Annotated in this window: 22 protein-coding genes and 2 pseudogenes; 15 read left to right on the top strand and 9 right to left on the bottom strand. The window is 60.7% G+C overall.

Features of this window, described 5'->3' with window-relative positions; all coding sequences use genetic code 11:
* Positions 1–32 precede the first annotated feature (32 nt).
* Entirely contained in the window at positions 33–1,601 is a 1,569-nt protein-coding gene (locus tag DBR24_RS17255) for a phospholipase D family protein (RefSeq protein WP_128615341.1), read from the top strand.
* 92 nt (positions 1,602–1,693) lie between these two features.
* Here DBR24_RS17255 and DBR24_RS17250 read toward each other — a convergent pair whose 3' ends face one another.
* On the bottom strand, positions 1,694–2,839 hold the full coding sequence (locus tag DBR24_RS17250) for an MFS transporter (RefSeq protein ID WP_123469840.1): 1,146 nt from the start codon (positions 2,837–2,839) through the stop codon (positions 1,694–1,696).
* 244 nt (positions 2,840–3,083) lie between these two features.
* A complete protein-coding gene (locus DBR24_RS17245) occupies positions 3,084–4,577 on the bottom strand; it encodes an aldehyde dehydrogenase (RefSeq protein ID WP_128615340.1) in 1,494 nt (497 codons plus the stop codon).
* A 234-nt stretch (positions 4,578–4,811) separates the two neighbouring features.
* On the opposite strand from DBR24_RS17245, the gene DBR24_RS17240 reads away from it, so the two are divergent.
* Positions 4,812–5,174: a cupin domain-containing protein gene (locus tag DBR24_RS17240; protein WP_123469842.1), complete on the top strand. Its 363-nt coding sequence runs from the start codon at positions 4,812–4,814 to the stop codon at positions 5,172–5,174.
* A 206-nt stretch (positions 5,175–5,380) separates the two neighbouring features.
* On the opposite strand, the gene rpmG is transcribed toward DBR24_RS17240, so the two are convergent.
* Entirely contained in the window at positions 5,381–5,536 is a 156-nt protein-coding gene (gene rpmG, locus DBR24_RS17235) for a 50S ribosomal protein L33 (RefSeq protein WP_003177274.1), read from the bottom strand.
* 11 nt (positions 5,537–5,547) lie between these two features.
* On the bottom strand, positions 5,548–5,781 hold the full coding sequence (rpmB, locus tag DBR24_RS17230; RefSeq protein WP_007920377.1) for a 50S ribosomal protein L28: 234 nt from the start codon (positions 5,779–5,781) through the stop codon (positions 5,548–5,550).
* Between the two features lie 447 nt (positions 5,782–6,228).
* Between rpmB and DBR24_RS17225 the strand changes: the two genes are divergently transcribed.
* On the top strand, positions 6,229–7,815 hold the full coding sequence (locus DBR24_RS17225) for an ABC transporter substrate-binding protein (RefSeq protein ID WP_128615339.1): 1,587 nt from the start codon (positions 6,229–6,231) through the stop codon (positions 7,813–7,815).
* 149 nt (positions 7,816–7,964) lie between these two features.
* Here the strand turns inward: DBR24_RS17225 and radC are convergent, their stop codons facing one another.
* Positions 7,965–8,639 carry a DNA repair protein RadC gene (gene radC / locus DBR24_RS17220; protein WP_123469846.1) on the bottom strand — a complete coding sequence of 225 codons (675 nt, stop codon included), beginning with the start codon at positions 8,637–8,639 and terminating at the stop codon, positions 7,965–7,967.
* Positions 8,640–8,774: 135 nt separating this feature from the next.
* On the opposite strand from radC, the gene coaBC reads away from it, so the two are divergent.
* From coaBC to argB, 4 genes and pseudogenes are all read left to right on the top strand, one after another.
* Entirely contained in the window at positions 8,775–9,983 is a 1,209-nt protein-coding gene (coaBC, locus tag DBR24_RS17215) for a bifunctional phosphopantothenoylcysteine decarboxylase/phosphopantothenate--cysteine ligase CoaBC (protein WP_128615338.1), read from the top strand.
* Between the two features lie 5 nt (positions 9,984–9,988).
* Complete coding sequence (gene dut / locus DBR24_RS17210; RefSeq protein ID WP_123469848.1) at positions 9,989–10,444, top strand: dUTP diphosphatase; 456 nt, start codon at positions 9,989–9,991, stop codon at positions 10,442–10,444.
* A 228-nt stretch (positions 10,445–10,672) separates the two neighbouring features.
* Positions 10,673–12,049: pseudogene (locus DBR24_RS17205) on the top strand (phosphomannomutase/phosphoglucomutase); the annotation flags it as partial.
* Between the two features lie 17 nt (positions 12,050–12,066).
* Positions 12,067–12,972: an acetylglutamate kinase gene (gene argB / locus DBR24_RS17200; RefSeq protein ID WP_003229488.1), complete on the top strand. Its 906-nt coding sequence runs from the start codon at positions 12,067–12,069 to the stop codon at positions 12,970–12,972.
* 175 nt (positions 12,973–13,147) lie between these two features.
* Here argB and pyrE read toward each other — a convergent pair whose 3' ends face one another.
* Positions 13,148–13,792 carry an orotate phosphoribosyltransferase gene (gene pyrE / locus DBR24_RS17195; RefSeq protein WP_095057652.1) on the bottom strand — a complete coding sequence of 215 codons (645 nt, stop codon included), beginning with the start codon at positions 13,790–13,792 and terminating at the stop codon, positions 13,148–13,150.
* Between the two features lie 82 nt (positions 13,793–13,874).
* Between pyrE and DBR24_RS17190 the strand changes: the two genes are divergently transcribed.
* Positions 13,875–14,654, top strand: coding sequence for an exodeoxyribonuclease III (locus DBR24_RS17190; protein WP_007920349.1), 780 nt, complete (start codon positions 13,875–13,877; stop codon positions 14,652–14,654).
* A 180-nt stretch (positions 14,655–14,834) separates the two neighbouring features.
* Here the strand turns inward: DBR24_RS17190 and DBR24_RS17185 are convergent, their stop codons facing one another.
* Both DBR24_RS17185 and rph read right to left on the bottom strand, forming a co-directional pair.
* Positions 14,835–15,203: a DUF4870 domain-containing protein gene (locus DBR24_RS17185; protein ID WP_025112709.1), complete on the bottom strand. Its 369-nt coding sequence runs from the start codon at positions 15,201–15,203 to the stop codon at positions 14,835–14,837.
* Between the two features lie 29 nt (positions 15,204–15,232).
* Complete coding sequence (rph, locus tag DBR24_RS17180; protein ID WP_123469854.1) at positions 15,233–15,955, bottom strand: ribonuclease PH; 723 nt, start codon at positions 15,953–15,955, stop codon at positions 15,233–15,235.
* Between the two features lie 270 nt (positions 15,956–16,225).
* Here rph and DBR24_RS17175 point away from each other — a divergent pair, with 270 nt between their 5' ends.
* The 6 genes from DBR24_RS17175 to DBR24_RS17150 all read left to right on the top strand — a co-directional run bounded on the left by DBR24_RS17175 (position 16,226) and on the right by DBR24_RS17150 (position 21,531).
* Complete coding sequence (locus tag DBR24_RS17175) at positions 16,226–17,089, top strand: YicC/YloC family endoribonuclease (RefSeq protein ID WP_123469856.1); 864 nt, start codon at positions 16,226–16,228, stop codon at positions 17,087–17,089.
* A gap of 12 nt (positions 17,090–17,101) precedes the next feature.
* Entirely contained in the window at positions 17,102–17,722 is a 621-nt protein-coding gene (gene gmk, locus DBR24_RS17170) for a guanylate kinase (protein ID WP_123469858.1), read from the top strand.
* Positions 17,723–17,890: 168 nt separating this feature from the next.
* Positions 17,891–18,154: a DNA-directed RNA polymerase subunit omega gene (gene rpoZ, locus DBR24_RS17165; protein ID WP_123469860.1), complete on the top strand. Its 264-nt coding sequence runs from the start codon at positions 17,891–17,893 to the stop codon at positions 18,152–18,154.
* Positions 18,155–18,211: 57 nt separating this feature from the next.
* Complete coding sequence (gene spoT / locus DBR24_RS17160; protein ID WP_123469862.1) at positions 18,212–20,317, top strand: bifunctional GTP diphosphokinase/guanosine-3',5'-bis pyrophosphate 3'-pyrophosphohydrolase; 2,106 nt, start codon at positions 18,212–18,214, stop codon at positions 20,315–20,317.
* Positions 20,318–20,341: 24 nt separating this feature from the next.
* A complete protein-coding gene (locus DBR24_RS17155; protein ID WP_014340863.1) occupies positions 20,342–20,722 on the top strand; it encodes a RidA family protein in 381 nt (126 codons plus the stop codon).
* A 68-nt stretch (positions 20,723–20,790) separates the two neighbouring features.
* Entirely contained in the window at positions 20,791–21,531 is a 741-nt protein-coding gene (locus DBR24_RS17150; RefSeq protein ID WP_128615337.1) for a hypothetical protein, read from the top strand.
* Between the two features lie 137 nt (positions 21,532–21,668).
* Here DBR24_RS17150 and DBR24_RS17140 read toward each other — a convergent pair whose 3' ends face one another.
* The gene (locus DBR24_RS17140; protein WP_128615336.1) at positions 21,669–22,526 is read right to left on the bottom strand and encodes an SDR family oxidoreductase; all 858 of its coding nucleotides are present in this window, start codon (positions 22,524–22,526) and stop codon (positions 21,669–21,671) included.
* A 188-nt stretch (positions 22,527–22,714) separates the two neighbouring features.
* Here DBR24_RS17140 and DBR24_RS17135 point away from each other — a divergent pair.
* Positions 22,715–23,394: pseudogene (locus DBR24_RS17135) on the top strand (MotA/TolQ/ExbB proton channel family protein); the annotation flags it as partial.

The following is a 23,394-nucleotide window of genomic DNA, read 5'->3' as shown; positions in this document are numbered from 1 at the left end:
CCGACCTTTGCTGCCGACCGGAATGAACCTACGTGAGCTTCAGACAGCCCCTACTCGCTTTGCTGATGCTCGCCTCGCTCCTGAGCGGCTGCGCCAGCCTCGATGTGCCGCGTGAACCGAGCCAGGCCTTGCCGGCGTCGAACTCCAGTTTCGGCCGCTCGATTCAGGCCCAGGCCGCGCCCTATCAGGGGCGCTCCGGGTTTCGCCTGCTGTCCAACAGCACTGAGGCCTTCACCGCCCGCGCCGAGCTGATTCGCCAGGCACAAACCAGCCTCGACTTGCAGTACTACATCGTCCATGACGGCGTCAGCACGCGGATGCTCGTGGAAGAACTGCTCAAGGCCGCCGACCGTGGCGTGCGCGTGCGCATCCTGCTCGACGACACCACCAGCGACGGTCTCGACACGCTCATCGCCACCCTCGCGGCGCATCCACAGATCCAGATCCGCCTGTTCAACCCATTGCACCTGGGCCGCAGCACCGGCGTCACCCGCGCCGCCGGGCGCCTGTTCAACCTGTCGCTGCAACACCGGCGCATGCACAACAAGCTGTGGCTGGCGGACAACAGCGTGGCCATCGTCGGCGGGCGCAACCTGGGCGACGAGTATTTCGACGCCGAGCCGAACCTGAATTTCACCGACATCGACATGCTCAGCGTCGGCCCGGTGGCCGAGCAGCTCGGACACAGTTTCGATCAGTACTGGAACAGCGCGCTGAGCAAGCCGATCGACGAATTCCTCTCCAGCAAACCGACCGCCAAGGACTTGCAGAACACCCGCACGCGCCTGGAAGAGTCACTGGATGAAACCCGCAAACAGAATCACGCGCTGTACCAACAGCTGATGACGTTCAAGACCGCACCGCGCCTGGACATCTGGCGCAAGGAATTGATCTGGGCCTGGAACCAGGCACTGTGGGACGCACCGAGCAAGGTGCTGGCCAAGAACGAGCCGGACCCGCAACTGCTGCTGACCACGCAACTGGCGCCGGAGCTGAGAGGCGTCAACAAAGAGCTGATCATGATTTCGGCGTACTTCGTGCCCGGCCAGCCGGGCCTGGTGTACCTCACCGGACGCGCCGACGCCGGGGTCGCGGTGAGCCTGCTGACCAATGCGCTGGAAGCCACCGACGTGCCGGCGGTGCACGGCGGTTACGCGCCGTACCGCAAGGCGCTGCTGGAACACGGGGTGAAACTGTATGAACTGCGTCGCCAGCCTGGGGATAACTATGGCAGCGGCCCGCACCTGTTCTACAGCAAGTCGTTTCGGGGGTCGGATTCCAGCCTGCACAGCAAGGCGATGATTTTCGACCGGCGCAAAGCGTTTATCGGCTCGTTCAACTTCGATCCGCGTTCGGTGCTGTGGAACACTGAAGTCGGCGTGCTGGTGGACAGCCCGGAACTGGCCGAGCACGTGCGCGAACTGGCCTTGCAAGGCATGGCGCCAGCGCTGAGTTATCAGGCGAAACTGCAGGATGGCAAGCTCGTCTGGGTGACCGAGGACAACGGCCAGCTGCACACGCTGACCGAGGAACCGGGGAGCTGGTGGCGGCGCTTCAATGCATGGTTCAGCACCACGGTGGGTCTTGAACGGATGCTGTAAACAAACACAGGTCAATGCTGTGACGGGCTTTTGTGGCGAGGGGATTTAGCGAACCCTCGCACCACACTTTCATTACTCGGATCGGAATCAAGTCAGGCAGGTTCAGACACGGTGCCAAACGCACCTTGGCGCATCAACAGAATCACCAGCCCGAACGCCCCCGCCGCCATCAACAACGGCAACGCATGCCCGCTGATCCACTGACTGCCCGCCCCCGCCATCAACGGCCCGATCAGACAACCGACACCCCACAGCTGCGCAATGTGCGCATTGGCCCGCACCAGCGCATCGTCGCGATAACGCTCGCCGATCAGGATCAGTGACAAAGTGAACAACCCACCGGCGCTGGCACCGAACAGCACCCACAATGGCCAGATCAACAGCGTGTCGATCAGCATGGGGATCGCCAGGCTCGACAGCATCAGGACCACTGCGCAGCCGGTGAACAATGTGCGCCGCGACAGATAGTCTGCCAGCGCGCCAATCGGCAGTTGCAACAGCGCGTCGCCGACCACCACCGTGCTGACCATTGCCAGCGCGATCTCGGCGCTGAAGCCTTGTTGCAGGCAATACACCGGCAGCAGCGTCAGGATCATCGCCTCGAACGCGGCGAACAACGAGACTGCCCAGGCAATCGCCGGCAACTCGCGGGCAAAACCCCACAGGTCGCCGAAGGTCACACTGCTGGCTTCGCTGCTCGGCGCACCGCTGCGGCCCATCAACAGAAAAGGCGAAACCGTCAGCAGCCCGACACCGACCCAGAACCCATAATCGTGTTCAGTGCCGAGCGCGCCCAGCAGCAACGGACCAGACAGTTGGCTCAGCGCATAGCTGCTGCCATACAGAGCGACGAGGCGACCACGCCAGTTTTCCACGACCAGTTGATTGATCCAGCTCTCGCCGAGGATGAACACGATGGTCAGGATCACCCCGATCATCAGGCGCAGCACCAGCCACACTGGATAACTCGGCAGCAACGCCAGCAAGCCGATTGACAGTGCTCCGGCCCACAGGCACAGACGCATCAGGTTCGCCGTGCCGAAACGTGCTGCCAGATGACTGGAAATCTTCGCCCCCAGCAACACGCCGATCGCCGGCATTGCCGCCATCACGCCGATGGCGAAGGAGCCATAGCCCCAGCCCTCCAGGCGCAACGACACCAGCGGCATGCTGACCCCCAGGGCCAGGCCGACACTCAAGACAGACGCCAACACGGCGAAATACGTCGCCCAACGCATGGTCCACGCTCCTGTGGATTATTTTTATCTGCACCACAAAACCAATGTGGGAGCAAACCCTGTGGCGAGGGGATTCATCCCCGACAGGTCGCGCAGCGACCTCAAAACCTGCACCCTTGCATGCACTGGTTTTGCGACTGCTTCGCAGCCGATCGGGGATGAATCCCCTCACCACAAAAGCTTGCTCCCACAGGGGGGTCTCTGTAGTTCGGAAGCCTGAACGAGCCAGGCTCCCGCTAAAGGCTTACAGCTTGATCCACGTCGCTTTCAGCTCGGTGTACTTGTCGAACGCGTGCAGCGACTTGTCACGACCGTTACCCGATTGCTTGAAGCCGCCGAACGGCGCAGTCATGTCGCCGCCGTCGTACTGGTTGACCCACACACTGCCGGCACGCAGGGCCTTGGCGGTCAGGTGGGCCTTGGAGATGTCCTGGGTCCACACCGCAGCGGCCAGGCCATACGGCGTGTCGTTGGCGATCTGAATCGCTTCTTCGGCGGTGTCGAACGCAATGACCGACAGCACCGGGCCGAAGATTTCTTCCTGGGCGATCTTCATCGCGTTGCTCACGCCGTCGAAAATCGTCGGCTCGACGTAGGTGCCACCGGTTTCCTGAAGAATGCGCTTGCCGCCGGCCACCAGTTTGGCGCCGTCGGTGTGGCCGGACTCGATGTACGACAGCACGGTGTTCATCTGCTGGGTGTCGACCAGCGCCCCGACGTTGGTCGCCGGGTCCAGTGGATTGCCCGGTTTCCAGGCTTTCAGCGCCTCGATCACCATCGGCAGGAATTTGTCCTTGATCGAACGCTCGACCAGTAGACGCGAACCGGCGGTGCAGACTTCGCCCTGGTTGAAGGCGATGGCGCTGGCGGCGGATTCGGCAGCGGCTTGCAGGTCCGGTGCGTCGGCAAACACGATGTTCGGGCTCTTGCCACCAGCTTCCAGCCACACGCGCTTCATGTTCGACTCGCCGGAGTAGATCATCAGTTGCTTGGCGATCTTGGTCGAACCGGTGAACACCAGGGTGTCGACGTCATTGTGCAGCGCCAGCGCCTTGCCGACGGTGTGGCCGTAACCCGGCAGCACGTTGAGCACGCCTTTCGGAATGCCGGCTTCTACCGCGAGCGCAGCGATACGGATGGCGGTCAGCGGGGATTTTTCCGACGGCTTGAGGATCACCGAGTTACCGGTGGACAGCGCCGGGCCGAGTTTCCAGCAGGCCATCATCAGCGGGAAGTTCCACGGCACGATGGCGCCGACCACGCCCACCGGCTCGCGGGTCACCAGACCCAGTTGGTCATGCGGCGTGGCGGCGACTTCGTCGTAGATCTTGTCGATCGCCTCACCGCTCCAGCTCAGCGCTTGCGCAGCACCCGGCACGTCGATGTACAGCGAATCGCTGATTGGCTTGCCCATGTCGAGGGTTTCGAGCAGGGCCAGCTCTTCGGCGTGCTGTTTGAGCAGGCCGGCAAAACGAATCATGGTAGCTTTGCGTTTGGTCGGCGCCAGGCGCGACCAGACACCGGAATTGAAGGTGGCGCGGGCATTTCCCACGGCGCGCTGAGCGTCAGCGGCGTCACAGCTGGCGATCTTGCCCAGCAGACGGCCATCGACCGGACTGATGCACTCGAAAGTCTCGCCGGAGACGGCGTCGGTGTATTCACCATTGAGGTAGGCGCGGCCTTCGATTTTCAGGTCGCGGGCGCGTTGTTCCCAGTCGGCACGAGTCAGGGTGGTCATTCGAGTGTCCTCCTCTTGTTGAATAGAGCGCCGCGGTCTTCGCGGTCGTCTTCAGGAATGCTGCCCGGCCAGCCTGCTTTTCGGCCCAAGGCACCCGCCACCCTAAACCAGCGGCCGGGGTTGTTTCAATATATTTGACATAAGCCGGCTATACGGCCTTGCGGTGTTCAATTTAATAAACATAGACTCTGGCCCTTTCCAACCACCGCGCCGTCATCACGGGAGAAAACAACAATGAACATCCAGAACGTCGTCGACATCAGCCTGACCAGCAGCGAAGCCGAACGCTATCGCCCGGACCCGGCCAAAGTGCTCAAGGGTGATCCCGAGCAAGCGGTGTTCAATCAATACGACAGCCCTTGCGGGCAAATGAATGTCGGTGTGTGGGAAGGTGCGGTCGGTCAGTGGACAGTGAATTACACCGAGCATGAATACTGCGAAATCCTCCAGGGGGTTTCGGTGCTGCGAGACAGCGATGGCAATGCCAAGACCTTGCGCGTGGGCGATCGCTTCGTGATTCCGGCAGGGTTTCGTGGAACCTGGGAAGTGCTTGAGGCTTGCCGCAAGATCTATGTGATCTTTGAACAGAAGGCTTGAGATTGTCGCTGACTGATCCGGCCCTATCGCTGGCAAGCCAGCTCCCACAGGCTTTGCGGTGAATACAAATTTTGTGAACACCAGCGATCACTGTGGGAGCTGGCTTGCCAGCGATGAGGCCAGGCCAGAAACCACAGAAACCCGAGGCAACAAAAAAGGCCCGTATCGTGAGATACGGGCCTTTTTTGTAAGTCCGGAAAAATCAATTACTTGATTTTGCCTTCCTTGTAGATCACGTGCTTGCGAACAACCGGATCATATTTCTTGATCTCGATTTTGTCCGGGGTAGTACGCTTGTTCTTGTCGGTAGTGTAGAAGTGACCAGTACCGGCGCTCGAGATCAAACGAATCAATTCACGCATGATTAGCTCCCTTAAATCTTGCCATCGCGGCGAAGTTCGGCGAGCACGACAGTGATGCCACGCTTGTCGATGATACGCATGCCTTTGGCAGATACGCGCAGACGCACAAAACGTTTCTCTTCTTCAACCCAGAAGCGGTGATGCTGCAGGTTCGGCAGGAAACGACGACGGGTTTTGTTGTTTGCGTGGGAAATGTTATTCCCGGTTACCGGACCCTTACCGGTAACTTGACATACTCTAGACATGCCTCAGCCCTCTAAAACCACATGCCCAACCCGGCATGGGTTGGCCGCTTAATCTCTCAGTCATTTGGCGCCAGGCGCCGCGTTTCTTTAGAGGTCTTACCGGCTACACCTACAGTGAAGGAACCGGGCCCCTAGAAAAGAGCGCTGCTTTATACCAGAAAGACCGGGGAGCAACAACAATCGGTGTGCAATCAATCAGCAAAAAGGCGCAAATTCGGGCTGCGAGCGCTTTACACAAAGGCCGCCGTCGCCTTTTACCGCTCGTCGCAGAAAACCGGCCGCGAAGGGTATCACGCCTTTGCAGGCGCCAGCAGACAGTCGAAATTGCATAAGCCCTGCCCCAAAAATGCAAAAAGGGGATAGTCATTTGCAATCGCGACCTCTAGGGTAGGCCTTTTCCAGACTGCACTTGCAGATGGGCCTTCGATCTGTAAAAGGAAACCGACCATGCGCCTCGCTGCCCTACCCCTGTTGCTCGCCCCGCTCCTGCTGAGCCCTCTGGCCCAGGCCGCTGCCCTGAGCGTCTGTACCGAGGCCAGCCCGGAAGGGTTCGACGTGGTGCAATACAACTCGCTGACCACCACCAACGCCTCGGCCGATGTGCTGATGAACCGCCTGGTGGACTTCGATACCGCCAGCGGCAAAGTGGTCCCGAGCCTGGCCGACAGCTGGGAAGTCAGCACCGACGGGCTGTCGTATGTCTTCAAACTGCGTCCACAGGTGAAGTTTCATACGACCGAATACTTCAAACCGACCCGCGAGCTGACCGCCGAAGACGTCAAATTCAGCTTCGACCGCATGCTCGATCCGGCCAATCCATGGCACAAGGTCGCGCAAAGCGGCTTCCCGCATGCGCAGTCGATGCAGTTGCCGGCGCTGATCAAGAAAATCGACGCACTGGATCCGCTGACCGTGCGCTTCACTCTCGACCACCCGGATTCGACCTTCCTCGCCACCCTGAGCATGGGTTTCGCCTCGATCTATTCCGCCGAATACGCCGACAAGCTGCTCAAGGCCAACGCCACGGACAAGCTCAACAGCCAGCCAATCGGCACCGGTCCGTTCGTGTTCACCCGGTTTCAGAAAGATGCGTCGATCCGCTACAAGGCCAACCCGGATTACTTCGGCGGCAAGCCTGCAGTGGATCCGCTGATCTTCGCGATCACGCCGGATGCCAATGTGCGCCTGCAAAAGCTGCGGCGTAACGAGTGTCAGATCGCCCTGTCACCAAAGCCACTGGACGTACAGGCCGCGCTGAAAGAGCCGACCTTGAAAGTGGAAAAGACTGACGCGTTCATGACCGCTTTCGTCGGCATCAACAGCCAGCACCCGCCGCTGGACAAACCAGAAGTGCGCCAGGCAATCAACCTTGCGTTCGATAAGGCCAACTACATCAAAGCCGTGTTCGAAGACACCGCCGAACCCGCCAACGGCCCGTACCCGCCGAATACCTGGAGCTACGCGAAGAACCTGCCGGGCTATCCACACGATGTGGCAAAAGCCAAGGCACTGCTGGCCAAGGCCGGTTTGAAGGACGGATTCCAGACCACGATCTGGACGCGTCCGTCGGGCAGTCTGCTCAATCCGAACCCGAGCCTCGGCGCCCAGCTGTTGCAATCGGACCTGGCCGAGATCGGCATTCAAGCGGAAATCCGCGTGATCGAGTGGGGCGAACTGATTCGCCGCGCCAAGGCGGGCGAGCATGACCTGTTGTTCATGGGCTGGGCCGGCGATAACGGCGATCCGGACAACTTCCTCACGCCGCAGTTTTCCTGCGCGGCGGTCAAATCGGGCACCAACTTCGCGCGCTACTGCAACGCCGATCTGGACAAGCTGATCAGCGCCGGCAAGACCACCAGCGAGCAAGGCGTGCGCACCAAGCTGTATGAGCAGGCGCAGACGCAGATTCAGCAACAGGCGCTGTGGTTGCCACTGGCACACCCGACCGCTTTCGCGCTGACGCGCAAGGATGTGCAAGGTTATTCGGTCAGCCCGTTCGGCCGGCAGGACTACTCCAAGGTCAACCTGAAATAACCTGCCCGACACGAAACCCTGTGGATGCAATCAAACCTGTGGGAGCGAGCTTGCTCGCGAAAGCGGTCTGTCAGTAAACGTGATGCTGACTGACACGACGCCTTCGCGAGCAAGCTCGCTCCCACACGGATTTGCATCGTTCCCGAGAGTTACATCCAGCCGCACTCCGCCATGGACAGTGGCTCGCCTTCGCCCACGATGAAGTGATCCAGCACTCGCACATCAATCAATTCCAGAGCCTTCTGCAAACGCTTGGTCAGCTGGCGATCCGCCTGACTGGGATCGCTGTTCCCCGACGGGTGGTTGTGACAGAGAATCACCGCCGCCGCGTTATTGGCCAACGCGCGCTTCACAACCTCCCGAGGGTGCACGCTGGTGTTGTCGATCGAGCCGCGAAACAGCGCCTCGAAGGTCAGCACTTGATGCTTGGAGTCGAGAAACAGGCATCCAAACACCTCGTGCGGCTCATGCCGCAGCATGGATTTGAGGTAATCGCGGACCACCTGAGGACTCTCCAGCGCCGGCTTCTTGCGCATTCGCTCAGCCAGGTGTCGGCGCCCCATCTCCAGCACCGCTTGCAGCTGGGCGAACTTTGCCGGCCCCAGGCCCAATTGCTCGCTGAACGTCGCAAGATCGGCTTCGAGCAAAACCCGCAGGCTGCCGAATTGGCTCAAAAGGTGTCGAGCCAGATCCACCGCGCTTTTACCGGACACCCCGGTACGTAGAAAAATCGCCAGCAATTCAGCATCGGAAAGGCTTCCCGATCCCTGTTCAAGCAGCTTCTCCCGCGGCCGTTCCGCCGCAGGCCAATCGCGAATACTCATACACATTCCTTGTCTGTGGGCGCCGCTGTTCCGTAGCGGTCGCTGTGATATCGTAGCCCATCTTTTTTGCGGGCGAATTCACCCTGGGGAGGGGGGTTCGCCACGTATGTCACCCACGAAATGAAAGGCAGACCTATGCAGCGGCTGTATCGGAAACGCATCGTTCTGGGCGTCGGCGGCGGCATTGCGGCCTACAAGAGCGCCGATCTGGTTCGCCGCCTGATCGACCAGGGCGCCGAAGTGCGCGTGGTCATGACCCATGGCGGCGCTGAGTTCATCACCCCGCTGACCATGCAGGCCTTGTCCGGGCACCCGGTTCACCTCGATTTGCTCGACCCGGCCGCAGAAGCCGCGATGGGCCACATCGAGCTGGCCAAGTGGGCCGATCTGGTGCTGATCGCCCCGGCCACCGCCGACCTGATCGCCCGCCTGGCCCAAGGCATCGCCAACGATTTGCTGACCACATTGGTGCTGGCCACCGACGCCGTTGTGGCAGTCGCGCCAGCAATGAATCAGGCGATGTGGCGCGACCCGGCGACCCAGGCCAACCTGCAAATCCTCGCAAGCCGCGGCCTGAAGACCTTCGGCCCGGCCTCGGGCAGCCAGGCCTGCGGCGACGTCGGCATGGGCCGGATGATGGAAGCCACCGATCTGGCGCAGTGCGCGGCAGACTGCTTCCAGCGCCAGGCACTGACCGGCAAGCACGTCGTGATCACTGCCGGCCCGACCCAGGAAAACATCGACCCGGTGCGCTACATCACCAACCACAGCTCCGGCAAAATGGGCTTTGCCCTCGCCGAAGCCGCGGTGGAAGCCGGCGCCCGCGTGACCCTGATCAGCGGCCCGGTACACCTGCCGACGCCGGATCGCGTGACGCGTATCGACGTGGTCAGTGCCCGCGACATGCTCGCCGCGTGTGAGTCGGCCATCCCTTGCGACGTGTTCATCGCCTCGGCAGCGGTCGCGGACTACCGTCCGGAAGTCGTTGCCCCGCAAAAACTCAAGAAAGACCCTACAAGCGGCGACGGCTTCGTCCTGCAAATGGTGCGCAACCCCGACATCCTCGCCACCATTGCGACCCGTCCCGATCGTCCGTTCAGTGTCGGCTTCGCCGCCGAGACCGAACACCTGCTCGACTACGCTGCACGCAAGCTCAAGGACAAGAATCTCGATTTGATCGTCGCCAACGACGTCGCCAATCCGAGCATCGGTTTCAACAGCGAAGAAAACGCCTGCAGCGTAATTGACCGTGCGCTGCACGCCACGGTTTTCGCCCAGACCAGCAAGAGCAAGATCGCTCGCCAACTGGTCACTTTTATCGCCGAACGTCTGAACCAGGTTTAATTTCCATGCACGCTTTGCAAGCCAAGATCCTCGACCCACGCATCGGTACTGAATTCCCGCTGCCGCAATACGCCACCCCGGGCTCCGCCGGCCTCGACCTGCGCGCCATGCTGCAAGAGGACATCGTGATCAAGCCGGGTGAAACCGTGCTGATCCCTACCGGTCTGTCGGTTTACATCGGCGACCCGAACCTCGCCGCGCTGATCCTACCGCGCTCGGGGATGGGCCATAAGCACGGCATCGTGCTGGGCAACCTCGTCGGCCTGATCGACTCGGATTACCAGGGCCCGCTGATGGTGTCCTGCTGGAACCGTGGCCAGAGCGATTTCACCATGACCGTTGGCGAACGTCTGGCGCAACTGGTGCTGGTGCCGGTGGTCCAGGCGCACTTCGAAATGGTGGAAGAGTTCGTCGAAACCGAGCGCGGCGCGGGCGGTTTCGGCCATACCGGCACCAAGTAACGCCACAAAATTTGCGCAACTTTTGCAGCAGGTTTTAGCACCGAAAACCAGGGTTTTGTCGGCCACAAGCCACGCCAGCTGAGGCGTCATGGCTCTTTCACACCACGAACTCTCTGTGGAAAACGCCGTCATACCCTTCAGTTTGAGCCTGCCGCCGAGTGAATCGTCGGTCTGTCCCGCCACTTTCGAGATGGAGCATTTGTGCAGATGAGCACCCCAGCCAAGATTGCCCCGAAGCTGCCCGACAGCATTTTCCGCGCCTATGACATTCGCGGCACCGTGCCGGAATTCCTCAATGCCGAAACCGCTTACTGGATCGGCCGCGCCATCGGCTCGCAGAGCCTGGCCCAGGGCGAACCGAACGTGTCGGTCGGCCGCGATGGCCGCCTGTCCGGCCCGGAACTGGTGGCCGAGCTGATCCGCGGTATCGCCGAGAGCGGCTGCCACGTCAGCGATGTCGGCCTGGTGCCGACGCCAGCGCTGTATTACGCGGCCAACGTGCTGGCCGGCAAGTCCGGAGTGATGCTCACCGGCAGCCACAACCCGTCGAACTACAACGGCTTCAAGATCGTGATCGCCGGCGACACCCTCGCCAACGAGCAGATCCAGGTGCTGCACGAGCGCATCAAGAGCAATGACCTGACCAGCGGCCAGGGCAGCGTCACGCGGGTCGAAATCCTCGACCGCTACACCACCGAAATCGTCCAGGACATCAAACTGGCCCGGCGCATGAAAGTCGTGGTCGACTGCGGCAACGGCGCAGCCGGGGTGATCGCCCCGCAACTGATCGAAGCGCTGAACTGCGAAGTCATCCCGCTATTCTGCGAAGTCGACGGCAACTTCCCCAACCACCACCCGGACCCGGGCAAGCCTGAAAACCTCGTCGACCTGATCGCCAAGGTCAAGGAAACCAACGCCGATATCGGCCTCGCCTTCGATGGCGACGGTGACCGTGTCGGTGTGGTGACCAACACCGGCAGCATCGTCTATCCGGACCGCCTGCTGATGCTGTTCGCCCGCGACGTGGTGGCGCGCAACCCGGACGCGGAAATCATCTTCGACGTCAAATGCACCCGCCGCCTGGTGCCGCTGATCAAGGAGTACGGTGGTCGTCCGCTAATGTGGAAGACGGGTCATTCGTTGATCAAAAAGAAAATGAAACAATCCGGTGCTCTATTGGCCGGTGAGATGAGCGGGCACATCTTCTTCAAGGAGCGCTGGTTCGGTTTCGACGACGGTATCTATAGCGCCGCGCGGCTGCTGGAGATCCTCAGCAAGGAAAAATCCACCGCGGAGGAGCTGTTTGCGACCTTTCCGAATGATATTTCTACGCCGGAAATCAATATCCATGTGACCGAAGAGAGCAAATTCAGCATCATTGATGCACTGCACGACGCACAATGGGGCGCAGGCGCTGACCTGACCACCATCGACGGCGTGCGAGTCGATTACGCCAAAGGCTGGGGCCTGGTGCGCGCGTCCAACACCACACCGGTGCTGGTGCTGCGCTTCGAGGCCGATGACGAGGCTGAATTGCAGCGCATCAAGGATGTGTTCCACGCCCAACTGAAACGCGTTGCACCTGATCTCCAACTACCGTTCTGATTCACCCGGAGCCCTGAATGACCCTCGAACGCGAAGCCGCCGCCCACACCGCCCAGGTCCTGTCCGAAGCGCTGCCTTACATCCGACGTTATGTCGGCAAGACCCTGGTGATCAAATACGGCGGCAACGCGATGGAAAGCGAGGAGCTGAAAACCGGCTTCGCCCGCGACATCGTCTTGATGAAGGCCGTGGGCATCAACCCGGTCGTGGTTCACGGCGGCGGCCCGCAGATCGGTGATCTGCTCAAGCGCCTGTCGATCGAAAGCCATTTCGTCGACGGCATGCGCGTTACCGACGCCGCGACCATGGACGTGGTGGAAATGGTCCTCGGCGGCCAGGTCAACAAAAGCATCGTCAACCTGATCAACCGTCACGGCGGCAGCGCCATCGGCTTGACCGGTAAAGACGCCGGGCTGATTCGTGCGAAGAAACTGACGGTCACCCGTCAGACCCCGGAGATGACCCAGCCGGAAATCATCGACATCGGCCAGGTAGGCGAAGTGGTCGGGATCAACACAGAACTGCTGAACCTGCTGGTAAAAGGCAATTTCATCCCGGTGATCGCGCCAATCGGCGTGGGTGAGAACGGCGAGTCGTACAACATCAACGCCGACTTGGTGGCCGGTAAAGTTGCCGAGGCGCTGAAAGCCGAGAAGCTGATGCTGCTGACCAACATCGCCGGCCTGATGGACAAGTCGGGCACCGTCCTGACCGGCCTGAGCACCCAGCAGGTCGACGACCTGATCGCCGACGGCACGATCTACGGCGGCATGCTGCCGAAGATCCGTTGCGCGCTGGAAGCGGTTCAGGGCGGTGTCGGCAGCTCGCTGATCATCGACGGTCGCGTACCGAACGCGATCCTGCTGGAAATCTTCACCGACACTGGTGTGGGCACGCTGATCAGCAATCGCAAGCGTCCGTAAGCCGTCGCGGAAACCAAAAGACCCCGCTCAGCCTGGCTGAGCGGGGTCTTTTTTATCATCGCAAACTTTGTGGGAGCGAGCTTGCTCGCGAAGACGGCGGCACATTCAACATTGATGCAAGCTGAATCACCGCATTCGCGAGCAAGCTCGCTCCCACAGGTTTTGCACCAGTCGGTCAGACGCCGAACTGGGCGCGATAGGCTTCCACGGCTGGCAGATGCTGCTTGAGCTGCGGATCGTCAGCGAGGAACTCCAGCACCTGATTCAGCGAAACAATGCTGATCACCGGGATACCGAAATCGCGCTCGACTTCCTGAATGGCCGACAACTCACCGTTGCCACGCTCCTGACGATTGAGGGCGATCAGCACGCCGGCGGCCTTGGCGCCGTCCTGGGAGGCGATGATCTGCATCACTTCGCGGATCGCGGTGCCGGCAGTGATTACGTCGTCGATGATCAGCACATCGCCGGTCAGCGGCGCGCCGACCAGGCTGCCACCTTCGCCGTGGGCCTTGGCTTCCTTGCGGTTGAAGCACCAAGGCAGATCACGGTTGTGGTGCTCGGCCAGCGCGACAGCGGTGGTGGCCGCCAGCGGAATGCCTTTATAGGCCGGGCCGAACAGTACATCGAAAGAAATGCCGCTTTCGGCAATGGCTGCCGCGTAGAAACGCCCCAGCTGCGCCAGGGCCGAACCCGAGTTGAACAGGCCGGCGTTGAAGAAGTAAGGACTGGTGCGCCCGGACTTCAGGGTGAACTCACCGAAGCGCAAAACGCCGCGATCGATGGCAAAACGAATGAAATCGCGCTGATACGCTTGCATGAAAAAAACCCCAAATACCACGGATTTAGCTAATTAGCTTGACGCCGTGTATCATACACGCACGCGATTTTTGGGGCCATTTATGCGGATCATCAGTGTGAACGTCAATGGTATTCAGGCTGCAGTCGAGCGTGGTTTGCTCAGTTGGCTGCAAGCACAGAATGCCGACGTCATCTGCCTGCAGGACACCCGTGCCTCCGCCTTTGAACTGGATGACCCAGCCTTCCAACTGGATGGCTACTTCCTTTATGCCTGCGATGCTGAAGTCCCTGCCCAAGGTGGCGTGGCTTTGTATTCGCGGTTGCAACCGAAGGCTGTCATCAGCGGTCTCGGTTTCGAGACGGCCGACCGCTACGGGCGCTACCTGCAAGCAGATTTCGACAAAGTCAGTATTGCCACCTTGCTGCTTCCTTCGGGGATGAACGGCGATGAGGACTTGAACCAGAAGTTCAAGCTCATGGACGACTTCGGCAAGTACCTGGACAAACAGCGGCGCAAACGTCGCGAGTACATTTATTGTGGCTCGCTGTATGTTGCGCAGCAGAAGCTCGACATCAAGAACTGGCGCGACAGCCAGCAATCCCCGGGCTTCCTGGCGCCGGAACGGGCCTGGATGGACGAGATTGTCGGCAACATGGGTTATGTCGATGCCCTGCGCGAAGTCAGCCGCGAAGGCGACCAGTACAGCTGGTGGCCGGACAACGAACAGGCCGAGATGCTCAATCTGGGCTGGCGTTTCGACTACCAGATCCTGACTCCGGGCCTGCGCCGCTTTGTACGCAGTGCACGCCTGCCGCGTCAGCCACGGTTCTCGCAGCACGCGCCGCTGATCGTCGACTACGACTGGACGCTGACCATCTAAGCGTCGATTCGTGGATGCAAAAAAGCCGACATCGCTGTCGGCTTTTTTGTGCGCGCTGGTTTTTGCTTTCTGTAAGAGTGAGCCTGCTCGCGATGGCGTGGTGTCAGCCAACACTCATGCTGAATGATCCACCGCCTTCGCGAGCAAGCCCGCTCCCACAGGAAAAACCGCAATTGGTTATTACTTGATCAATCGCCAAGTGAACGGGTAGCGATACGGGAACCCGTCATTGGCCTTCACCCCGGCAATGATCGTCAGCACCAGTGCGCCAATGGCCAACAGGCCCAGCAGGAAGAAGCCGATGATCAACACCATCAGCAGCAGACAGATCGCTGCAGCAATCGCCACGGTGATCTGAAAGTTCAGCGCTTCCTTGCCCTGGGCATCGATGAACGGATCGGTTTCGCGCTTCATCTGCCACAGGATCAACGGCCCGATCAGGTTACCGAACGGAATCCAGATGCCCAGCAAGGCGGACAAGTGACAAAACATCGCCCATTGACGAACCTCCTGGCTCGGTTTGGGCAGCAACTCTTGCTCATCACTCATCGCGTCCTCCTTGCGGGTTACGAACCTGCTCAGTCGGCCAATGCCGCCTGTTGCAGTTCGAAGATTTCGTTCATGCCTTTCTTGGCCAGTTCCAGCATGGCGTTCAGGTCTTCAGGCTGGAACGGTGCACCTTCGGCAGTGCCCTGCACCTCGATGAAGCCACCGGTGCTGGTCATCACGACGTTGAGGTCGGTCTCGGCAGCGGAATCTTCAAGATAGTCCAGGTCCAGCACTGGCTCGCCCTGATACATGCCGACCGACACTGCGCCGATCATTTGCTTGAGCGGGTCGCCGCCCTTCAGGCCGCCACGCTTCTTGATCACTTTCAGTGCATCGACCAGCGCAACCATGGCACCCGTGATGGAAGCGGTGCGGGTGCCGCCGTCAGCCTGAATCACGTCGCAATCGACGTACAGGGTCACGTCGCCCAGCTTGGACATGTCCAGTGCAGCGCGCAGGGAACGGCCGATCAGACGCTGGATTTCCAGAGTACGACCGCCCTGCTTGCCACGGCTCGCTTCGCGCTGGTTACGCTCGCCGGTCGCACGCGGCAGCATGCCGTATTCGGCAGTCAGCCAGCCCTGGCCCTGGCCCTTGAGGAAACGCGGCACGCCGTTTTCGACGCTGACGGTGCAGATGACCTTGGTATCACCGAATTCGACCAGTACGGATCCCTCGGCGTGTTTGGTGTAGTTGCGGGTAATGCGGATCGAGCGGAGCTGATCGGCAGCGCGACCACTTGGACGTTTCATAGGGAATACCTGTACTGGGGACGGAAAACTGCCGAGCATTATAGAGCGCTGCACCGCACCTGAGCACTCGTTAAAAATTCCGGGTGACGACCGAAGGCGCTAGAACACGCATAACCGACGGCCTGCAGCCCTTTGTCACACCGTGTGTTTGGGCGCATTCGCCGCACTGCGCTACAATCCTGCGCCTTTGCTGCCAGTCGGCTTTAATTCATTCATATCGAGCCTGCGGAACTGACGTTTCGCGCCGATCTGCATTGCGAGGTCACCGCCATGGTGCACAGCATGACCGCCTTCGCCCGCGTCGAGAAAGCCGGCGTCCAGGGTACCCTGAGCTGGGAGCTGCGCTCGGTCAACAGCCGCTATCTGGAACCACACCTGCGCCTGCCGGAGTCGTTTCGCGACCTCGAAGGCGCTGTGCGTGAAGCGCTGCGTCAGGGCCTGTCGCGGGGCAAACTGGAATGCACCCTGCGCTTCACCGAAGAAAGCACCGGCAAGCCGTTGCAAGTCGACCGCGAGCGCGCTGCGCAACTGGTCGCCGCCGCCGAGACAGTCGCCGGCCTGATCAAGAATCCTGCCGCACTGAATCCACTGGAAGTGTTGGCCTGGCCGGGCGTTCTGGTAGCTGACGCCACCGATCCGCAGGCGCTGAATGCCGAGGCGCTGGGCCTGTTCAATCAAGGTCTGAAAGAACTGAAAGCCGGCCGCGAGCGTGAAGGCGCGGAGCTGGCGCGACTGATCAACGAGCGCCTGACGTCTATTGAAGAAGACGTCGTGACCCTGCGTGAACTGGTACCGCAGATGCTCGCCACCCAGCGCCAGAAAGTCCTCGACCGCTTCGCCGACATGAAGGCCGAACTGGATCCGCAGCGTCTGGAACAGGAAATGGTCATCCTCGCGCAAAAGAGCGACGTAGCCGAAGAGCTGGATCGCCTGAGCACCCACATCATCGAAGTGCGCCGGGTGCTCAAATCCGGCGGCGCGGCCGGACGCCGCCTGGACTTCCTGATGCAGGAACTCAACCGCGAAGCCAACACACTGGGCTCCAAGGCCTTCGACCCGCGCAGCACCCAAGCCGCCGTCAACCTCAAGGTGTTGATCGAGCAGATGCGCGAACAAGTGCAGAATATTGAGTAAGGCTACCCCGACATGACCCACAACACCGGCACCCTGTACATCATTTCCGCGCCATCGGGCGCGGGCAAGAGCAGTCTGGTCAAGGCTTTGACCGACGCCAACCCGGAGATTCGCGTGTCGATCTCCCACACCACCCGCGCCATGCGCCCGGGTGAAGTGGACGGCGTGAACTATCACTTCGTGACCCGCGAAGAGTTCGTGAAGATGGGCGAACACGGCGACTTCCTTGAGCGCGCCGAAGTCTTCGGCAACTTCTACGGCACCTCGCAAAGCCGCCTGCAGCAGACACTGGACGAAGGTCACGACCTGATCCTGGAAATCGACTGGCAAGGCGCCGAGCAAGTGCGCAAGCTGATGCCGCAGGCACGCTCGATTTTCATTCTGCCGCCATCGCTGCAGGCCCTGCACCAGCGCCTGACCAATCGTGGCCAGGACAGCGACGAGATCATCGACGGCCGGATGCGTGAAGCCGTCAGCGAGATGAGCCATTACGTCGAGTACGACTACCTGATCATCAACGACGATTTCGCCCACGCGCTGGACGACCTGAAAGCGATTTTCCGCGCCAATCAGCTGCAACAGAAGCGCCAACAGGTGCGTTTCGGCAAGTTACTGGCCGAACTGCTGGGCTGAAACAGCACTTCCCAAAACTGCTGCAAGGGCTTTACATTGGTGCTTGCAGCGCGTTGAAGGGTCTGGTCAAAAAATCAGCGCTTCCCTAATCGCTGGTGATTTTTTAAACTGCTCAGTCCGCTCGCCCACCCGGGCAGCGCGCAAATTGCATTCGCTCCGAGGAATACCATGGCCCGCGTAACCGTTGAAGACTGCCTGAACCACGTGGAAAACCGTTTTGAACTGGTCATGCTGTCCACCAAGCGTGCCCGTCAACTGGCCACCGGCGGCAAAGAGCCACTGGTCCAGTGGGAAAACGACAAGCCGACCGTTGTCGCCCTGCGTGAAATCGCTGAAGGCCTGATGAGCTACGAGTTCATCGCCGAGCAGGAAATTGTCCATGAAGACCCGGTCTTCGCCGCGTTCGAGGACGAGTCCAACGAGGCCGTCTAAGCCTATGCCTGGTCGACGTAGCACGGCGCGGGAACACAGCCTACGGCAGGAGTCATCATGCCGAGCATAGACGCCCTCGCCGATCGCTTATCGACCTACCTCGGCAATGACCAGGTCAACCTGGTCCGCCGAGCGTATTTCTACGCCGAACAAGCCCATGACGGTCAGCGCCGTCGCAGCGGCGAGGCGTACGTCACGCATCCTCTTGCGGTGGCGAATATCCTTGCCGACATGCACATGGACCATCAGAGCCTGATGGCCGCGATGCTGCATGACGTGATCGAAGACACCGGTATCGCCAAGGAAGCGCTGCAAGCGCAGTTCGGTGAAACCGTGGCCGAACTGGTCGACGGGGTCAGCAAACTGACCCAGATGAACTTCGAGACCAAGGCCGAGGCCCAGGCCGAAAACTTCCAGAAAATGGCCATGGCCATGGCGCGCGACATTCGCGTGATCCTGGTCAAACTCGCCGACCGCCTGCACAACATGCGCACGCTGGAAGTGCTGTCCGGCGAAAAGCGCCGGCGCATCGCCAAGGAAACCCTCGAGATCTACGCGCCCATTGCCAACCGGCTGGGCATGCACGCCATTCGTATCGAATTCGAAGACCTCGGCTTCAAGGCCATGCACCCGATGCGTTCCGCGCGGATCTACCAGGCGGTCAAGCGCGCCCGGGGCAACCGCAAGGAAATCGTCAACAAGATCGAAGAATCCCTCGGCCACTGCCTCGCTATCGACGGCATCCAGGGCGAAGTCAGCGGTCGTCAGAAACACCTCTACGGCATCTACAAGAAAATGCGCGGCAAGCGTCGGGCCTTCAACGAGATCATGGACGTCTATGCGTTCCGGATCATCGTCGACAAGGTCGATACCTGCTACCGCGTACTAGGCGCTGTACATAATTTGTACAAACCGTTGCCGGGGCGCTTCAAGGATTACATCGCGATCCCCAAAGCCAACGGCTATCAGTCGCTGCACACCACGCTGTTCGGCATGCACGGCGTGCCGATCGAGATCCAGATCCGCACCCGCGAAATGGAAGAGATGGCCAACAACGGCATCGCTGCCCATTGGCTGTACAAGTCCAGTGGTGACGAGCAGCCCAAAGGCACCCATGCCCGCGCCCGTCAGTGGGTCAAAGGCGTGCTGGAGATGCAGCAACGTGCCGGCAACTCGCTGGAATTCATCGAAAGCGTGAAGATCGACCTGTTCCCGGACGAGGTCTACGTGTTCACGCCAAAAGGCCGGATCATGGAGCTACCGAAAGGCTCCACGGCAGTCGACTTTGCCTACGCGGTGCACACCGACGTCGGCAACAGTTGCATCGCCTGCCGGATCAACCGTCGTCTCGCGCCGCTGTCCGAACCGCTGCAAAGCGGCTCCACGGTCGAGATCGTCAGCGCACCGGGCGCACGGCCGAATCCGGCGTGGCTCAACTTCGTGGTCACCGGCAAGGCGCGCACGCACATCCGCCATGCGCTGAAACTGCAACGCCGCTCCGAATCCATCAGCCTCGGCGAGCGCCTGCTGAACAAGGTGCTCAACGGCTTCGACAGTTCGCTGGAGAAGATCCACGCCGAGCGCGTCAAGGCGATGCTCGCCGAGTACCGTCTCGAACTGATCGAAGATCTGCTTGAAGACATCGGCCTGGGCAATCGCATGGCCTACGTGGTCGCCCGCCGCCTGCTCGGCGAAGGCGAGCAACTGCCGAGCCCGGAAGGTCCGCTGGCTATTCGCGGCACCGAAGGCCTGGTTCTGAGCTACGCCAAGTGCTGCACACCGATCCCGGGCGACCCGATTGTCGGCCATCTGTCGGCAGGCAAAGGCATGGTCGTGCACCTGGACAACTGCCGCAACATCAGCGAAATCAGACACAACCCGGAAAAATGCATCCAGCTCTCGTGGGCCAAGGATGTCACCGGCGAATTCAACGTCGAACTGCGCGTCGAACTGGAGCACCAGCGCGGTCTGATCGCCCTGCTGGCCAGCAGCGTCAACGCGGCCGACGGCAATATCGAAAAAATCAGCATGGACGAACGCGATGGTCGCATCAGCGTCGTGCAACTGGTGGTCAGCGTCCACGACCGTGTGCACCTGGCCCGCGTGATCAAGAAGCTGCGCGCCCTGACCGGGGTCATTCGCATCACCCGCATGCGTGCATAACTCACACCTAACAAGGAGTCATACATGACCAAGACCGTTATCACCAGCGACAAGGCCCCAGCCGCCATCGGTACCTACTCCCAGGCGATCAAGGCCGGCAACACCGTCTACATGTCGGGTCAGATTCCTCTGGACCCAAAAACCATGGAACTGGTTGAGGGCTTCGAAGCCCAGACCGTCCAGGTGTTCGAGAACCTCAAAGCCGTGGCTGAAGCCGCTGGCGGTTCGTTCAAGGACATCGTCAAGCTGAACATCTTCCTCACCGACCTGAGCCACTTCGCCAAGGTCAACGAGATCATGGGCAAGTACTTCGACCAGCCATACCCGGCCCGCGCCGCCATCGGCGTTGCAGCCCTGCCAAAGGGTGCGCAGGTTGAAATGGATGCCATTCTGGTCATCGAGTGATGCGCACGGCGCGGCCTGATACGCCGCGCCGACTGCTCAGCAAGAAAAGGTTTTGAAAGGATTCCACCATGCGCAAAGCGCTAGCTCTCCCGCTGCTCGCCATTTTCCTCGGCGGCTGCGCCAGCAACCCTGCCGACCGTGACATCAGCGGCACCTGGATCAATCAGGTGGCGATCGATGCCGCTGCCAAGGGCGGCCCCCTGCGCGAAGCGCTTCAGGCTTACGGCCCGAACCTTGAGTGGGACATCAACACCAAGGCCGGCCAGGCCCGCTACACCAACGGTTTCGAGAACGTCGAAGGACGGCTGCAGGGCGAACAGTCCGGCGCCTGGAAAGTCGACTTCTATGGCAGCTCCAGCAGTGAGCTGAAACGCGACGGCGGCCGGATGAAACAAGCGGCCACCGAGAACGAGCCCGACCAATTGTTCGACCGTGCGCAAATCCCGGTGCCGGAAGGCGCGCCAATCGGCGCCAGCTTCGAACGCGCACTGTATTCAGCGTATCTGGGCGGCAGCTGGAAGATTGCCAGTGGCGACGGCGAAGGCAACACCGTGCAGTTCCAGGCTGACGGCCAGGTTTCCGGCCTGCCCGGCGCTGACCGCTATGCGCTATGCCTGGCGGGCGACTGCGCTTCGATGAACAGCGACCACGACAGCATGTGGCTGCAACTCAACGGCCAGGGCAACAACTGGATCTTTGCCCGCAAAGGCAGGGCACTGGAGATTTTCCAGGCAGTGAACACTGCATTGGCGGATGAAATGCCGCAGTTCACCCCCGGTGAGCGCAAGTGGTTGCTCGAAAAGCAGTAACCGCACCTGGGAGCAACACATAATCCTGTGGGAGCGGGCTTGCCCGCGATGAGGCCAACAGACTCAACACTTTAGTTGACTGCCAAGCCGCCATCGCGGGCAAGCCCGCTCCCACAGTCGTGTGTGGTGCTTAGATGTCAGCATTTACCTTCAAGAATCGCGGCATAGCCCTCGCGATAAGTCGGATACGTCGGCGTCCAGCCCAACGCTTTGGCCCGGGCATTGCTGCAGCGCTTGCTGCCGGTGCGACGCACGCTGGCGTCTTCCGCCCATTCGGTAACCCCAAGATAATCACGCAGCCAGCCCACCACCTCGGCCAACGGTGCCGGGGCATCGTCGACGCCGATGTAGAAATCCTCGAGTTTCACGCCCTGCCGATCCTTCTCCAACAGGAACGCTAGCAATCCGGCCGCGTCGTCAGCGTGAATCCGATTGCCATACAGCGGCGGCTCGACCGCCACGCGATAACCGCGACGCACCTGAGTCAACAGCCACTCACGGCCCGGGCCGTAGATGCCGGTCAGGCGCAGGACGCTGGCCGGAATGCCACTGCTGAGCGCCACTTGCTCGGCTTCGAGCATCAATCGCCCCGAGTAACCGGTCGCAAGCGTTGCGGAATGCTCGTCCACCCATTCGCCATTCTGCTGGCCATAAACACTGCTGCTCGAAACAAAAATCAGCCGCTCCGGCACCTGACCATAGTCGCCCAACCAACTCAGCACGTTCTGCAAACCCTGGACGTAAGCCGCGCGATAACCGGCCTCGTCGTGATCGGTGGCGGCTGCGCAATACACCAGGTAATCCACCGCACCCACCGGCCAGGTCGCCGGGCAATCTTCACTGAACAGGTCACCCGCGACGCCGATCACGCCGTCGGGCAGGCGCGAAATGTTGCGGCGCAGGCCATGAACCTCCCAGCCGGCGTTCAACAATTGCGTAGCCAGACGACTGCCGACATCACCACAACCGGCAATCAAAACAGAAGGCGCGGACATCAGAAAACTCCCATCGGAAAGGAACAGACTAGCCCCGGCGAAGGACGAACGGCTAGCAATCGAGGAAAAAAAGATACTCTATTACTTTTGTTAACAAGAATTACTTGCAATAATGCACGCCACTTTTGTTCTCGGCCTCACGAGGCCTGGAAGAGCAGCAACGTTTTTCTATCTCAGGTCCGGCCAGCATGACACGTAATCAAACCTCCGCTTCGCCAACCAATCGACCTCGCGCCTGGAGCACCGTAGCGGCTCTGCTGCTCAGCCTGATGCTGGCACCGACCGCCGCTTTCGCTGACGCTCAGGCTCCCGCCACTCCAGCCGCCACCGAGCAAAGCGCACCTGCCGCCACTCCGGTTGCCCCGGCCGCTACCGATCCGGTGCAGGCTGTCGATGCTGCCGACGTCCCTGAAGTCCTCGAAGCCGACAACTCCCTGGGCATGGCCCACGACCTGTCGCCTTGGGGCATGTACCAGAACGCCGACATTATCGTGAAAATCGTGATGATCGGTCTGGCCATCGCTTCCATCATCACCTGGACCATCTGGATCGCCAAAGGCTTCGAGCTGATGGGCGCCAAGCGTCGTCTGCGTGGCGAAATCGCCGCCCTGAAAAAAGCCGCCACCCTTAAAGAAGCCAGCGCCACGGCGGCGAAGGAAGGCACCCTCGCCAACCTGCTGGTGCATGACGCCCTCGAAGAGATGCGCCTGTCGGTCAACAGCCGCGAAAAGGAAGGCATCAAGGAACGCGTCAGCTTCCGTCTCGAACGTCTCGTCGCCGCCTGCGGTCGCAACATGAGCAGCGGCACCGGCGTGCTCGCCACCATCGGTTCCACAGCGCCGTTCGTCGGCCTGTTCGGTACCGTGTG

The organism is Pseudomonas sp. HMWF006 (assembly GCF_003061205.1).
Taxonomy (GTDB): Bacteria; Pseudomonadota; Gammaproteobacteria; order Pseudomonadales; family Pseudomonadaceae; genus Aquipseudomonas; species Aquipseudomonas monsensis.
This window is presented reverse-complemented; position numbering and strand designations above follow the sequence as displayed.

Excerpts from the sequence above, each read along its gene's own strand:
- argB (WP_003229488.1), top strand. The coding sequence starts at position 12,067 with ATGACCCTCGAACGCGAAGCCGCCGCCCACACCGCCCAGGTCCTGTCC.
- rpoZ (WP_123469860.1), top strand. The coding sequence starts at position 17,891 with ATGGCCCGCGTAACCGTTGAAGACTGCCTGAACCACGTGGAAAACCGT.
- DBR24_RS17245 (WP_128615340.1), bottom strand. The coding sequence starts at position 4,577 with ATGACCACCCTGACTCGTGCCGACTGGGAACAACGCGCCCGCGACCTG.
- DBR24_RS17150 (WP_128615337.1), top strand. The coding sequence starts at position 20,791 with ATGCGCAAAGCGCTAGCTCTCCCGCTGCTCGCCATTTTCCTCGGCGGC.
- DBR24_RS17240 (WP_123469842.1), top strand. The coding sequence starts at position 4,812 with ATGAACATCCAGAACGTCGTCGACATCAGCCTGACCAGCAGCGAAGCC.
- rpmB (WP_007920377.1), bottom strand. The coding sequence starts at position 5,781 with ATGTCTAGAGTATGTCAAGTTACCGGTAAGGGTCCGGTAACCGGGAAT.
- DBR24_RS17225 (WP_128615339.1), top strand. The coding sequence starts at position 6,229 with ATGCGCCTCGCTGCCCTACCCCTGTTGCTCGCCCCGCTCCTGCTGAGC.
- dut (WP_123469848.1), top strand. The coding sequence starts at position 9,989 with ATGCACGCTTTGCAAGCCAAGATCCTCGACCCACGCATCGGTACTGAA.
- DBR24_RS17190 (WP_007920349.1), top strand. The coding sequence starts at position 13,875 with ATGCGGATCATCAGTGTGAACGTCAATGGTATTCAGGCTGCAGTCGAG.
- radC (WP_123469846.1), bottom strand. The coding sequence starts at position 8,639 with ATGAGTATTCGCGATTGGCCTGCGGCGGAACGGCCGCGGGAGAAGCTG.
- rpmG (WP_003177274.1), bottom strand. The coding sequence starts at position 5,536 with ATGCGTGAATTGATTCGTTTGATCTCGAGCGCCGGTACTGGTCACTTC.
- DBR24_RS17185 (WP_025112709.1), bottom strand. The coding sequence starts at position 15,203 with ATGAGTGATGAGCAAGAGTTGCTGCCCAAACCGAGCCAGGAGGTTCGT.
- DBR24_RS17175 (WP_123469856.1), top strand. The coding sequence starts at position 16,226 with ATGGTGCACAGCATGACCGCCTTCGCCCGCGTCGAGAAAGCCGGCGTC.
- spoT (WP_123469862.1), top strand. The coding sequence starts at position 18,212 with ATGCCGAGCATAGACGCCCTCGCCGATCGCTTATCGACCTACCTCGGC.
- rph (WP_123469854.1), bottom strand. The coding sequence starts at position 15,955 with ATGAAACGTCCAAGTGGTCGCGCTGCCGATCAGCTCCGCTCGATCCGC.
- gmk (WP_123469858.1), top strand. The coding sequence starts at position 17,102 with ATGACCCACAACACCGGCACCCTGTACATCATTTCCGCGCCATCGGGC.
- DBR24_RS17250 (WP_123469840.1), bottom strand. The coding sequence starts at position 2,839 with ATGCGTTGGGCGACGTATTTCGCCGTGTTGGCGTCTGTCTTGAGTGTC.
- pyrE (WP_095057652.1), bottom strand. The coding sequence starts at position 13,792 with ATGCAAGCGTATCAGCGCGATTTCATTCGTTTTGCCATCGATCGCGGC.
- coaBC (WP_128615338.1), top strand. The coding sequence starts at position 8,775 with ATGCAGCGGCTGTATCGGAAACGCATCGTTCTGGGCGTCGGCGGCGGC.
- DBR24_RS17155 (WP_014340863.1), top strand. The coding sequence starts at position 20,342 with ATGACCAAGACCGTTATCACCAGCGACAAGGCCCCAGCCGCCATCGGT.
- DBR24_RS17140 (WP_128615336.1), bottom strand. The coding sequence starts at position 22,526 with ATGTCCGCGCCTTCTGTTTTGATTGCCGGTTGTGGTGATGTCGGCAGT.